Raw genomic sequence first — 13,545 nt, forward strand, 5'->3', positions numbered from 1 at the left:
CTTAGTTTTTTTGAGAGGGTAGCTAATAACCTCTACCGCAAATGCGGATTTTTTATTCAAGTGAAGCTATTGTATCATAAAAAAGATCCTAAATGCTGTTTTTTAAATATTTCTATAATTAGTACAAACTTACCCAACAGATTTAGGCTCGAGCATTAAAAATAATACGCTTTTTGGCACGTGTATAATTGCATTTGCACGCAACTTTTTATCAGCTTGTTCTAACAAACTAGCTAATTCAGTACGTAAAACAAGATCTTCATTCGTATTAGTTTCAAGTGGGTAAAACCATTCTTTTAGAACTTTGCCGGTCTCTACTTCAGACTTTTGGATTCCTTGGTTAAAAACAATCGAGTTTATGTTTTTATAACCAATGTATTTACTTGGTCCAAACATATTTAGATCGGGGATGTAATACCAGTGCTTAAATTGACTTAAGAAAGAAGCAACCTCTTCATCATTTTGTAAATCTTCATTAAACTGATATATATTAACAAGTACATCATTATATTCTGTAACTAAATTATCAATAGCAGACATATTAGGTCCTCCAGTAAAACTATATTCTCTACTATTCTATCAAGAATTAAAGAATATCTCCAATTTTGTTTGTTACTTTTAAAAGTAAACGTAAAAAAAGGTAGTTAGTTTCTCGCTAACTACCTTTCGAATTTACCATCTCTCGTTATGCTCAGCACCTATTTGTTCCATTGGCGGGGCTTCAACTTCTTCCCTTGGTTGATTATTTGTCTGAGGCTTGTTTTGAGGTTGTGGCATATTTTGTTGTTGTTTCATTGTATTTGGCTGAACCTGGTTTTGTTGATGCACTGGATCTTGTTGATTCATTGGAGTTTGTTGCATTTGACCTTGTTGATTTGCTGGATTGATCGGTTGTTGGAGTTGTTGGTTTACTGCATTTTCTCCACTATTGTTTTGAGAAGTCATCGGTACCCCATACGATGCAGAATTTTGAATGCTCGGTTCATTGGTAGGCATTTGCTGATTTTGATTTGTCATCTCATTCTGAACGAATTGATTTTGTACGTTTTGTGCCATCTGTTGACCTGTTTGCCCCGTTACATTTTTTTTAATTTTAAAGTACCCTTTACTTGCCTCTGGATTTGAAATGATTCCTAAAGCTACAAGAACACCTAATATACCATTAACGTAGGTTTCCCATTGTGTTAAATCAATTTGAAGTCCCATGTCCCGAAAAAACATATATAAAAGAGAGGCAATTGAAGCCCATAAGCCATAATTTCTCCATCTCATAATAAAATTACCACCCTTAAAAGAATGTTATGTTGCAGTATACTCTTTTAAGCGGTGATACGTGAGGACTAACATAAGAATTAGAACCATTGCACTATGTGGAGTAAAAAAGATGAAGCTGCTAAGCCTCATCTCTTGGAATGATTGTTACTTTCTCCAATTTTCGAAATGAATTCCTAAATTCTCTGATAAGTAGGATAAAAAATAATTCAACAATAAAAGATACAAATGCAAAAGTAAAAAGTACATACATTCCTGTTTCATCATTCAAATTCAATAATAGTGGCATGACTGCAACTATAATGATGGACGTAATAATATAAAAACGCGCTCTTCCTTGTACTCTCTTCGGCATACCATGAAGATTGGCTTTAATAGCCATATCTATCATTCCTCTAAAAATACAAAATGCGAGAACAATGTGTAAAAAGCCAAGAATGCTAGAATAAAACAATGAACCTATGAAAAGGTTGGTCGGTAAAATCCCTTGTCCTAATGGTAATGTCGCTGCAAAATCAATCGTTGAGGGAATTGAAAGGATGCCGAGAATTACACCAAAAACTTGTGCTTTCTTGAAAGATTCTGATTGTGCACTTAAGATTTTTAAACCCGAAACAACAATAAAGTAACCAACTGCATCGATTAATAGATCAAAGCCTATGATTCGAAGATCGAGTATAACAAGTAGAAATCCCCAAAGTAGCCTATTATAACCACTGCTCAACTTATTTCCCCCTTTCCTCTTTTATTATCTGCTTTATATCGTACTCACTAAAATACGGATTATAATGAAGAACCGTACCATGTGTAAAGGAACTTCCATCCTTTGTTTCTCCATTAAATACAACCTCAAAATAGTAATAATGGTGTTGACTTGGGTCTTTGTCAGTAAAAGAAAAATGGTGCTCTACATTTAAGAACTCCCCTGCTCCCAATTCAAGTGGAAAGATTTTCTGATCTAATTTGTCAACCGTAACATCCTTTAACTTCTCTGCTGGATTATCATCTGGTAAATGGTGCCCATTTCTCATCTCTATAGCAATGGGCGTAAGTGAAGCTTGCTCATGATTTACAAACAATGTTAACCCATTTGATAATTTTTCAAGATATGGTATTTCGTACGAATGTAGAGTTAGATCTTCTTCTGCAGCCACAAAATCGAAGGAGCTGCCATCTGAAGAACCACCTGCAGCACGAAATTCAAATGGACCTCGCTTCCACTCAGCAAGGGTAATTTCTCCAATATCATATATAACACGTTCCCCATTTGTTAGGAACGCTTCGACTTCATTAATGACGAAGCCATCTTTGATTTTGTCCTCTAGCATATGTTTGTCAATTTTAACAAAAATTGTTTTTAATTTATGATGTCGATATGTATTGTATTGATGGTCTTCATCAATGATTTGAACATAGTCTAATCCAGGAATATGAATAGTTGAAATATCTACCTTTTGATTACGATTAATTAAGTAATGTAATTCAAATAACGTTTCCTCTTCAATATGTTCTTGGTAATAGTGTTTGAGCATAACTGGTTTATCTAATTGATTCATAGAAAAATAGAGATAATTGCCAACCCAACTAAGGAGTATAACCACTAATCCAACATACAATATGGATTTTTTCATCATTTCTCCTCCTTGATTTGTTTTAATAAAACGAGCATTTCATTATGTTCTACCTGCTGCTGTTCAAGCATTGTTTCTAGCTTTCTCACTTTTTTGAACAGAAAGATTAATAATAACAAAATTGTAATAAAGAGCAAACTGACTAGGATTAACATCTTTTGATCACCACCAATCTATAATACTCTTTTGTCTCACCATAACTTAGTTCATCTAAGACTTTGTCTCTCTTAACAAATTTGACCTGACTGATTTCATCATCAATAGGTTGTAATAAAGCTCGTTCTCCTTGAAATTCAACATAAAACATCGTCGTTTCCTGTGAATCATAGCCAATCTTTTCTTTTATATCCTGAGAAAATTCAAAGCAAACTTTCTGGTCAAACTTACCTTTGATTTGATATTCCTTTGAACCGGTTTCTTCATATAATTCCCGGAGTAGTGCTTCTTCAAGATTAAAATCAGTCGGTTTGACTCCACCTTTTGGGAAATCCCATTCTCCTACTATCTTTTCTGGCCCTGATTTTGCCTCGCTCATTTTCACCTTATGTACAAGTAGAATTTCATCTTCTTGATAAATAATAGCCCCCACTGCTTTTCGTATCATACTATCCACTTCCAGCTTCACAATTTTCCGTATATTATACCATTCTTTTTCCAGTTGATTTTACCATTTTTATAAAAAAGTAAAAAAATGAAGATTACGACATACGTATTTTGTGATATTCTAATTAGTGGTCTTTCATTTTTTAATCGACTAACATATGGTAAACTTATAACAAACAAACTACATATATAAAGGAGATCGAGTATGGAAAAAGTACTTATTTTCGGTCATAAAAACCCTGATACTGACACAATTTGTTCTGCGATTGCCTATGCAGATTTAAAAACGAAACTTGGCATGGATGTTGAGCCAGTTAGATTAGGAGAAGTTAATGGGGAAACTCAATTTGCTTTAGATACATTCAAAGCGGAAGCTCCTCGTTTAATCAGCTCTGTTGCAACTGAAGCTAAAAAAGTTATCTTAGTTGACCACAACGAGCGTCAACAAAGTGCAGATGGCATTGAAGAAGTAACGGTATTAGAAGTAATAGATCACCATCGTATCGCTAACTTTGAGACGAGTGATCCTTTATACTACCGTTGTGAACCAGTTGGTTGTACAGCAACAATCTTGAATAAACTATATAAGGAAAATGGTGTAGAGATTGAAAAGAACATTGCTGGTTTAATGCTTTCTGCGATCATTTCTGACTCGTTACTTTTCAAATCACCTACATGCACAGACCAAGACGTAGCTGCAGCTCGTGAACTAGCTGAGATTGCTGGTGTAGATGCGGATAGTTATGGTCTTGATATGCTAAAAGCTGGTGCAGACTTAAGTGATAAAACAATTGCTCAATTAATTACTCTTGATGCAAAAGAGTTCCAAATGGGTAGTTATAAAGTGGAAATCGCACAAGTAAATGCTGTTGATACGAAAGAGGTTCTTGCTCGTCAAGGTGAAATTGAAGATGCACTAAATGCTGTTATCGCAGCTAAAAACCTAGATTTATTCTTCTTCGTGGTTACTGACATTTTAAATAATGATTCAGTAGGTCTTGCTCTTGGTAAGCAGGCAGATGCTGTTGAAGAAGCATACAATGTTAAATTAGATAACAACACAACCTTATTAAAAGGTGTTGTATCTCGTAAAAAGCAAATCGTACCGGTTTTAACTGAAACTTTAGCTAGACGATAAGCATATTGCTGGCACTGGTGAATAACTGGTGCCAGTTTTTTTGTGAGTTATTAGGGCTTTAGCTTCCTACTAAGGAATTTACAACGTAAACTAGAGTATTCTTTACGATTTTTCAGGAAATACTGTCTTACTCTAGATCAGCTCAGTCCAATAAACCACTTTTCTCGCCTTTCCCACTAACATATTCGCGACTTGCTGGATTTTCTCGCGGTTCTACTTAATTTACTCGTTGATCTACCCCATTTTCTCGCTAAACAAAGTGTCTTTATCGTATTCATACATTTCCTAGCTTTATCTTTAACTAGGAAAATCTACCATGTATAATAGTAAATGCCGATAAGGCAAATTCTCGTAGAAAGGTGGAGTGAATAGTGAAGAAGGGTTATCTACTAAATAAACAATTTGTGGAGATGCATTCCACATAGTGAAAGGATCAGGACATGACAACAACTATAAAAACATTTGATAAATTATATAATTTTCGAGACATTGGTGGGCTAAAAACAACAGATGGTCGGTACATGAAATCTGGCGTACTATACAGATCAGATGAATTATCACGATTAACACGAAAAGACCTCACAACCTTGGAATCACATAACTTAAAATTAATCATTGACCTTCGAACTGAGAATGAAAGAAAATCAAAGCCTGACCGGGTTCCATTGATTAAAAACTTACAACAAATTCACATCCCGATTTACCATGATAGCCAGGATTTTTCACATAAAGAGTTTTTCAAGTTCCTAACGGGCAATTCAAAGGATTTGGATTTTGAAGTTTTAATAAAGGATTTTTATCAAAGCATGGCTACTGAAAGAGTCGCAGAAATAAATCAAACGCTAACTCTTATCTCACAATCTCGTAATTTGCCTGCTTTGATTCACTGTACAGGAGGGAAAGATCGTACAGGACTCCTTTCAGCTCTGATTCAATTGACATGTGGTGTTCCTTTTGAAACAGTCATGCAGGAGTACTTACGTTCTAATGACTTAATTGAACCAAGAATGAAAAAGATTGAAAGATTTATAAGGTTGATGAGTTTATTTCAAATCCCACGAGAAAGAATTAAACCAGTGCTTATTGTGAAAGCAGATTATTTAAAAGATACACATGACTATATGTTGAAACAATTTGGTTCAGTCGAAGGGTTTTTAATAGAAGGCTGTAGAATTGAAAAGCGAACTCTCCAAAATATTAGAGACTTGATGTTAGATTAAGTTGGGTTTTAAGGTTACCTACTCCCCAGGTAACCTTCTTTCATGAAAAAAACACCCTATTCTCTCTCCATATTTTGGTAGAATCAAGTTATAAGTTTACTAGAAAAGGATGAATCCTATGACAAAGACTATCTATGTGAATTGGGACGAGCACTATATTAAGCTTACATGGTATCCTACTACAGAACTTCCTCCTCATGAGAAAGTGACGAGTGTTCATGGGTATTGCTTTTATAAAGACAAAATATTACTTGTACATATTAATGGAAGAGGCTTTAACACACCAGGTGGGCATATAGAGGCCAATGAAACACCTGAAGATGCTCTCCATCGAGAAGTGTATGAAGAGGGATATGTTAAAGGGACTCACAGATATATCGGAATGATTGAAGTAAGTCATGAAGAAAACCCACATTTTGATCCCCGCGGAAAGTATCCTCTAATTGGCTATCAATTGTTTTATCGAATGGACATAACTGAATGTCTTCCTTTTAAACGTGAAAATGAAGCAACTTCAAGAATATGGGTCGAACCAGAGGAACTCCCATATGTGATAGATGATCACGAGCTTAGTACACTCATATTAAAGGAAGCTATGAAATAAGGGAGTTGTTTGTTTGAACCAGACATCAAAAAAGAATTCATTATTACTTTTATTCGGGATTGGCACATCCACCTTTGGTGATTTTATTTACCTTATAGCTATTAATATCCTTGTCCTACAAGTCACAAATTCGGCGGCTGCAGTAGCAGGATTATGGATTATGGGGCCAATTGCTTCGATACTTACAAAATTTTGGTCAGGTAGTGTCATTGATCGAAGTAACAAGCGAAATCTTATGATTGCCTCTGACATATTTCGTGCACTTTTAGTAGCTATTATTCCTTTTTTAACATCGATATGGCTTATTTATGCCTGTCTATTTTTTCTTTCTGTTGCAAGAGCGTTTTTCGAGCCAACATCAATGACCTATATCACGAAATTAATCCCACAGGAGCAGCGAAAAAAATTCAATTCATATCGTAGTCTTGTGACATCCGGTGCTTTTTTAGTTGGCCCTGCAATTGCAGGTGTACTATTAATTATTAGCTCTGCAAAAGTTGCTATCTGGATCAACGCAGTTACATTTATTGTTTCAGCAATCATCTTATTCCTTCTACCAAATCTAGAGAAAAACAATAGTATTTCACACGGGAATGCCTTAAGTCTCACTAACCTTAAACAGGATTGGCGACATGTTCTAACCTTTAGTAAAAACAGTAAGTACATAGTAACAATCTACGCGATTGCTCAGTTTATAATGGTTATTGCCTTAGGAATGGACGCTCAAGAGGTTGTCTTCACTCAAAAGGTTCTCGGACTTTCGGAAGCAGATTTTGGATATTTAATTAGCATAACAGGAATTGGTCATATTATAGGTTCTCTGACCGTATCAGTTTTTTCAAAGAGACTCTCAATCCAGCAACTAATGGGAATTGGTTACTTGATGGTTGCTATCGGTTACCTGATTTATGCTTTATCGTTCTCTTTCACATCTGTCGCAGTTGGTTTTATCATACTAGGTTACTTTAATGCTTTCTATAACACTGGTTTCATGACGTTTGTTCAAAATAACGTACCAACCGATATGATGGGGCGGATCTTAAGTGTGTTTGGGACCTTCCAAAGTTTCCTTCAAATTGCATTAATCTTGTTAATTGGTTTTACTGGGGAGATTTTAGAACTACGTTATACCATTATCATTGCCTCTGTACTTAACATGGTTGTTAGCTTAGCTTTAATCTTACTAGTGTATAGACCATCTAGAGCGATCTATTTTAAAGAAACAAATGAATTATCGAATTAGACAAAAACTAAGCAAAAACGAAGATTCTACGTTTTTGCTTGTTTTAGTCTTTATTTACTTCATTTTCCTTAACCGTTATCTTAACTTTCATTATACGTTTATCACTCATTTCTTCAATTGAAAAAATGATGTTTTGATATTCAACTATGGGTAAATCATGAGCGGAAGGAATATAGCCGATTTGACCAATCACAAAGCCACTTATTGTGTCGAATTCATCTGTTGGCAAGTCCATTTTTACTATTTCTTCAACTGTATATAGGTTGGCACTTCCCGCTATCAGATATTGGCCATTGCCAAGTTCAACAATTTCATTTTTATCCTCTTCATTTTCATCATATTCATCAAAAATATTACCTACGATTTCCTCAATGATATCTTCTATTGTAATAATACCATCGGTACCTCCATATTCATCAACTGCAATAGCCATGTGAATATTGAATTCCTGCATTTCTTTTAAAAGGTCGTCAATTTGTTTTGATTCAAGAACAAAATAAGGGTCCCTTAAAAGCTCTCTTATATTAAAACGCTCTTCCTCACAGTTTTCGATAAACTGAATTAAATCCTTGGAATGCAAAACACCTATGATGTTATCTATGTTCTCTTCATAAACTGGAAACCTGGTGTATCTCTCATCTAAAACTAGCCTAGTCGTTTCCTTTAGCGTGTATTGTAAGGGAATGGCGACAATGTTTGTCCGATGTGTCATGATGTCAGAAACCGTTTTGTTGTCAAATTCAAAAATATTATTAATCATTATTTTCTCGGCTTCTTGTATCGTCCCTCTCTCTTTTCCAACATCCACCATCATACGAATTTCCTCTTCTGTTACATTTTCATCTTCCGCATTAGGGTCTACTCCAAAAAGACGAACAATTGTATTCGTTGAAAATGTTAATAGTTTTACAAATGGTGAAGAAATTTTTGAAAGGAAGGTTAATGGAGCAACTGCAAACATTGAAATAGCTTCAGCTTTTTGTAAAGCTAGTCGTTTTGGAACGAGCTCTCCCACTACCAATGTAAAGTAGGATAATATAAGGGTAACCACAATTACCGAAAGTGTATCAAGTAAACGTGCCGGTAAAGGTACCCCAAAAGTAATTAGTAAATCGGTTAATTTCCCGGCAAAGCTACCCGCTGCAAACGCACTCGCCAGAAACCCTGCAAGAGTAATTCCAATTTGAATCGTAGCTAAAAACCGGCTAGGTTCATCCAGAAGGTTATAGAGCATTATTGCTTTTTTATCTCCACTATCCGCCATCAATTTTACTTTATTATCATTTAAAGAAATTAGGGCGATCTCTGATGCAGCAAAGAAAGCATTCAGTATTATTAAAATCAAAAGAATGATTAATTCCATACTCACTGTTACCAGCTCCAATTAGTAATCCTCTATATAATAAATAATCCTCTTTTATGTGAGGGGATTTGCTACTCTCATTTGTTTAGTTTTTTATTAAATGTCATATTTTATTCGAAAAATAGGTATTGAAAAAAGGACCGAAGTTAATCGGTCCTGTCATGATGGTAATCTTTTTTCTTTACAACTTTGAGCTCACTATCTTCTTCTTCCACAAGATGCTTAAGCATTGAAAGTTTATTCGACCAGTATTGTTCGAAATAGGACAACCAATCCTTTAACTCTGAAAATGATTCAGGGTGTAGCCTGTATCTTTTCTCTCTTCCAACCTTTCGCCCGCTAACTAGGTCAGCCTCTGAAAGAATATTTAAATGCTTTGCAATCGCTGTTCGGCTCATTGGGAAATGTGAGGTAATCTCAGAGATAGGTAGCTCTTTTTCTGCTAATAATTTTAATACTTCTCTACGAGTAGGGTCTGCAATTGCTTGGAAAACATCATGCTTTTGCGCGGGCTGGGACACCTAAGCCTCCACTGCCTTACCAAGATTTTCAATAATGCTTGTCCATCCTTGGTTCATACGATCACGTATAACAGAAGCTTTTTCGTTGGCCTTTCCTACAATTTCTTCAGAATCTCTCCAACCACTATGGATTAACGTAAACTCAGTCTTATCCCCTAAATCTTTTAAAATGAATTCAACAATCCATCCATCTGTATCCCAAGTGAATGCTAAACGATTAGGTGGTTCAATTTCTAATACTTTACAAGGTGACGGACCAAACGGAGATTGCAAATGAAACTCGTGCCCTACTTCTGCCTGAAAATCATTTGGCATAAACCAAGCAGCAATTCCTTCTGAAGTTGATACTTTGTCCCATACTTTTTGGATAGGCGCATTAAATGTTATAGTTTGTTTTATATCCTGTACAGTTGGCATTTCAATACCTTCTTTCTTTCTAATATGAAACCAAATGGTTTCTCTTTTTACATTATATAGAACCATTTGGTTTCATGTCAACCTTACTATATTTTTTAAAACAGGAAAAAGCAGATCTCGAAAGTACTCAAGAACTGCCTTTTGTTATTCTTTTATTACTATCCCTAAAAGCCTTGCAAATGCAATTGCTTGTTCACTTGATACTACGCATCCCTTCAAATCTCCTGGTGAAAGACTTAATTGATCAATTTTACAACTACTAAGATCAATTCCATCTAATGAAGTATTCGTAAAGTTGGCTTCAACTAAATCACAATCCGTAAAATCTATTTTGTTGAATTTACATTCAAAGAAATCCCCATTACGTAGGGAGCACCTTTCAAATTTCACATTCTTTAAAGAAGCATATCCGAAAGAGCTTAAGTTTGCATAACAGTTATCAAATACCACATTTCCGAAAGTGGCCTCTGTTAGGTTTAGACCAACTAATTTTGATTCTATAAATTCTACTCTATGGATAGCTCCTCCACTAAAGTCTGTATTTGATAAGTCACACTTTTCAAAGATAACATCGGTAAGTTCAATATTCGTAAATGTAACATCCATAAAGGTTACATTTTTAAAAACAACTTGATCAAAACGCATTCGATTGATTTCTTCTTCAAAAATAGTACAGTCACTTATAGTACATGCACTTATGTACCTGTCTTCCATATCATCAAAATTAGCTGATTCTAAGTACGATGGTATTTTTGGTGATTGAATCTTTATTTTATTCATTATAAGAACATCCTTCTCAATTGATGAGAGACCCTTCTGGTTTCTCTAATAACTTATGTTACATGATTTAACCTAAAAAGGGTAGCATCCTACATAACGTAGAATACTACCCTCTTTTCTTTTACCTCAATTTATAATACGTAATTGCAAGCGCGAAGGCTAACACTGTTCCTTTTATAATGTCCATAGCATAGTAAGGAACAGACATCATGACCAATCCATTTTGTAAAATACCAATTAAAACAGCACCAACAAATGTACCAAAGGCATTGGGTTTTCCAGCTCCTAAAACAGAAAAACCGATAAATGCAGCAGCAACTGAGTCCATCAAATAGGGCGAGCCTGCGTTAATCTCAGCAGTCATGACCCTAGAAGCTAAAATGATTCCTCCAATTGAAGCAAACAGTGCAGACAGTAGATATGCAATGACCTTATAGCGATTAACTGGAATACCTGATAATCTTGCTGCTTCTATATTCCCTCCAATAACATACATGTATCTACCATGCTTTGTATACGTTAGAAAAATATGAACAAAAACAACGACGACAACCATAATGATTATAATCCAAGGGACCTGACCAAGACTAGCAAAAAATGGGCTAATAACTCCTTCAGCAAAGTTGCCATCAGGCATAATCATATTTTGAGAAACAGTTGCTCCTTTTGTATATGTTAGAGCTATCCCCTGAATGATGAACATCATGGCTAAGGTTAATAGCATGTCTGGAATTTTCATCTTTACAATTAAAAAGGAGTTTAAAGCCCCCACCAACAAGGCTGCAGTAATCGCTGCAAAAATGGCAATCACTGTATTTTGAGAAAACCAAACAAACATCGATATGACAATTGCATTCGACAACGAGGCCACTGAGCCCACTGATAAATCAAATCCATTAACTGATAGAGAAATAGTAATCCCAATCGCGATAATGGTTACGATCGAAATGGATCGTAGAATACTTATTAGATTGTTTCCCTGGATAAAAGATGGGTTCGCAGCGGCAAAAACAGCGATTAACATAAAGATTGTCAGGATCGTTCCGTATTTATAAAAAAAATGAAATAGATCAAAGGATTTTTTCTTTACGTTCGTAGTTGCTGTGACTGAATCCTTCATGTGTAGTACCTCCAGCTGCATAAAATAAGATTTCTTCTTCGTTCGTTTTAGAAGTTTCTAGCTCCGTTGCCACTTTTCCATCGTACAAGACATACACTCGATTCGTAATTCCAATAATCTCTGATGTTTCAGAGGATGCGTATAGTACTGCCTTTCCTCGTCGAGCCAGGCCGGAAATCAATTCAAAGATATCCTTCTTCGCGCCAACATCTACCCCTTTAGTTGGTTCATCAAAAATATAAACATCTGCATCCGTAATGAGCCATTTACCAATTGCAATTTTTTGTTGATTTCCACCTGATAGATGCTGAACTTTCGTTTCTGTCGAAGGTGTTTTAATGTCAAGACTCTTAATCAATTCAACTGCTTGGGCCTTCTCTTTAGCACGATTAATAAAAGAAAAAAAGCTAGTAAACTTATTTAAATTGGCTACTGAAAGGTTTGTTACTACTGATTCCTCAACAAGAATTCCTTCTTTTCTTCTTTCCTCAGGAACGAGCACAATTCCTTGTTTTACAGCATCAAATGGACTGCTAATTTTTATCTCTTTTCCATTTAATAGAATCTTTCCGGATGTTATTTTTGAGGAGCCAAACAAAGCTTTACACAGCTCTGTTTTACCAGCCCCTACAAGACCCGCTATCCCAACAATTTCACCAGCAGAAGCACAGATTGAAAGGTTCTTAGTTTTAAACGTGTCTGATAGGTTATGAACTTCAAGAATCGTTTCTCCTATTGTAATAGCATGATTAGGATATTGTTCCTCCAGCTTTCTTCCTAACATTTGTTCAACGACCCGGTTCTGTGATGTATGAGAGATTGATTCACAGCTAACAAATTCTCCATTGCGCATAATAGTGATTTCATCACAAAGTTCAAAGATCTCTGGTAGGCGGTGTGAAATAAAGATAATACCAACATTGTTTGCCTTTAACTCGTTTACAATTCGGAACAACTCAGTTGTTTCAGATTGACTTAATGGCGCAGTAGGTTCATCTAAGATAAGAAACTTGCATTCTGTTAAGATTGCTCGTGCAATGAGTATCATTTGTTTTTCAGCTAGTGTTAGTTCACTAACTAATGTTCTCGAGGATACTTTTATTTTTAATTTAGTTAGAATAGTGGTGGCCTTATTATGTAACTCATTCCAATTGACGAATAACCTCTTGACCATACTATTTACTGTCTGATTAAGCATGATATTTTCACCAACAGTTAAATTAGGAATAAGGGCTGTGTCAACCTCTTGATAGACAATTTGAATTCCATAGTCCTGAGAATCTTTTGGAGATTGGATGGACAACGGCTTCCCATCAAGGGTGATTTGACCAGAATAATGATTATACGCACCTGACAAAACCTTCATAAGCGTTGATTTCCCCGCACCGTTCGCACCGATAAGAGCATGAACCTTTCCAGTTGAGGTTGTAAAATTCACATTATTCAAAGCCTTTACACCAGGAAATTCGATGGAAATGTTATTCATGTGAAGTTGCGATACTGACATCCATCCTCACTCCTTTTTAGTGATATTGTTACTTCATTTCTAGTAGATAGCTAGATTGCGGTTGCATAAATGGATTTATGTGACCCCATTTCCTCCATTTGACCAGTTACAGGGCACATAAATGGA

16 protein-coding genes are annotated in these 13,545 nt (G+C 35.5%); 4 read left to right on the plus strand and 12 right to left on the minus strand.

What is annotated here, in order from left to right:
- Positions 1-129 precede the first annotated feature (129 nt).
- From J2Z26_RS08110 to J2Z26_RS08135, 6 genes are all read right to left on the minus strand, one after another.
- Positions 130-540, minus strand: coding sequence for a hypothetical protein (locus J2Z26_RS08110; protein WP_193537237.1), 411 nt, complete (start codon positions 538-540; stop codon positions 130-132).
- Between the two features lie 132 nt (positions 541-672).
- Positions 673-1,272, minus strand: a complete 600-nt coding sequence (locus J2Z26_RS08115; protein ID WP_193537239.1) for a hypothetical protein — start codon at positions 1,270-1,272, stop codon at positions 673-675.
- A 121-nt stretch (positions 1,273-1,393) separates the two neighbouring features.
- Positions 1,394-1,996, minus strand: coding sequence for a hypothetical protein (locus tag J2Z26_RS08120; RefSeq protein ID WP_193537241.1), 603 nt, complete (start codon positions 1,994-1,996; stop codon positions 1,394-1,396).
- 1 nt (position 1,997) lies between these two features.
- Positions 1,998-2,903: a hypothetical protein gene (locus J2Z26_RS08125; protein WP_193537243.1), complete on the minus strand. Its 906-nt coding sequence runs from the start codon at positions 2,901-2,903 to the stop codon at positions 1,998-2,000.
- Complete coding sequence (locus J2Z26_RS08130; protein ID WP_193537245.1) at positions 2,903-3,058, minus strand: hypothetical protein; 156 nt, start codon at positions 3,056-3,058, stop codon at positions 2,903-2,905. Before J2Z26_RS08130 ends, J2Z26_RS08125 begins: the two co-directional genes overlap by 1 nt.
- On the minus strand, positions 3,052-3,507 hold the full coding sequence (locus tag J2Z26_RS08135) for an NUDIX hydrolase (protein ID WP_193537247.1): 456 nt from the start codon (positions 3,505-3,507) through the stop codon (positions 3,052-3,054). The genes J2Z26_RS08130 and J2Z26_RS08135 overlap by 7 nt, the downstream gene beginning before the upstream one ends.
- A gap of 204 nt (positions 3,508-3,711) precedes the next feature.
- Here J2Z26_RS08135 and J2Z26_RS08140 point away from each other — a divergent pair, with 204 nt between their 5' ends.
- The 4 genes from J2Z26_RS08140 to J2Z26_RS08155 all read left to right on the plus strand — a co-directional run bounded on the left by J2Z26_RS08140 (position 3,712) and on the right by J2Z26_RS08155 (position 7,711).
- Positions 3,712-4,644: a manganese-dependent inorganic pyrophosphatase gene (locus J2Z26_RS08140; protein ID WP_193537249.1), complete on the plus strand. Its 933-nt coding sequence runs from the start codon at positions 3,712-3,714 to the stop codon at positions 4,642-4,644.
- A 440-nt stretch (positions 4,645-5,084) separates the two neighbouring features.
- On the plus strand, positions 5,085-5,864 hold the full coding sequence (locus J2Z26_RS08145; protein ID WP_193537251.1) for a tyrosine-protein phosphatase: 780 nt from the start codon (positions 5,085-5,087) through the stop codon (positions 5,862-5,864).
- A 118-nt stretch (positions 5,865-5,982) separates the two neighbouring features.
- Positions 5,983-6,468 (plus strand): NUDIX hydrolase, encoded by a 486-nt coding sequence (locus tag J2Z26_RS08150; RefSeq protein WP_193537253.1) that lies wholly within the window; start codon positions 5,983-5,985, stop codon positions 6,466-6,468.
- Between the two features lie 13 nt (positions 6,469-6,481).
- Positions 6,482-7,711, plus strand: coding sequence for an MFS transporter (locus J2Z26_RS08155; protein WP_193537255.1), 1,230 nt, complete (start codon positions 6,482-6,484; stop codon positions 7,709-7,711).
- Between the two features lie 43 nt (positions 7,712-7,754).
- Here the strand turns inward: J2Z26_RS08155 and J2Z26_RS08160 are convergent, their stop codons facing one another.
- From J2Z26_RS08160 to J2Z26_RS08185, 6 genes are all read right to left on the minus strand, one after another.
- A complete protein-coding gene (locus tag J2Z26_RS08160; RefSeq protein WP_193537257.1) occupies positions 7,755-9,080 on the minus strand; it encodes a hemolysin family protein in 1,326 nt (441 codons plus the stop codon).
- A 140-nt stretch (positions 9,081-9,220) separates the two neighbouring features.
- The gene (locus J2Z26_RS08165; protein ID WP_193537259.1) at positions 9,221-9,595 is read right to left on the minus strand and encodes an ArsR/SmtB family transcription factor; all 375 of its coding nucleotides are present in this window, start codon (positions 9,593-9,595) and stop codon (positions 9,221-9,223) included.
- Positions 9,596-10,012 carry an SRPBCC family protein gene (locus J2Z26_RS08170; protein WP_193537261.1) on the minus strand — a complete coding sequence of 139 codons (417 nt, stop codon included), beginning with the start codon at positions 10,010-10,012 and terminating at the stop codon, positions 9,596-9,598. It lies immediately after the preceding gene.
- Between the two features lie 144 nt (positions 10,013-10,156).
- On the minus strand, positions 10,157-10,792 hold the full coding sequence (locus J2Z26_RS08175; RefSeq protein WP_193537263.1) for a pentapeptide repeat-containing protein: 636 nt from the start codon (positions 10,790-10,792) through the stop codon (positions 10,157-10,159).
- A 121-nt stretch (positions 10,793-10,913) separates the two neighbouring features.
- Positions 10,914-11,912 (minus strand): ABC transporter permease, encoded by a 999-nt coding sequence (locus tag J2Z26_RS08180; protein ID WP_193537265.1) that lies wholly within the window; start codon positions 11,910-11,912, stop codon positions 10,914-10,916.
- On the minus strand, positions 11,863-13,419 hold the full coding sequence (locus J2Z26_RS08185) for a sugar ABC transporter ATP-binding protein (RefSeq protein WP_193537267.1): 1,557 nt from the start codon (positions 13,417-13,419) through the stop codon (positions 11,863-11,865). Before J2Z26_RS08185 ends, J2Z26_RS08180 begins: the two co-directional genes overlap by 50 nt.
- Positions 13,420-13,545 lie beyond the last annotated feature (126 nt).

The sequence above is a fragment of the Cytobacillus luteolus genome, assembly GCF_017873715.1.
Taxonomy (GTDB): domain Bacteria; phylum Bacillota; class Bacilli; order Bacillales; family Bacillaceae_L; genus Bacillus_BV; species Bacillus_BV luteola.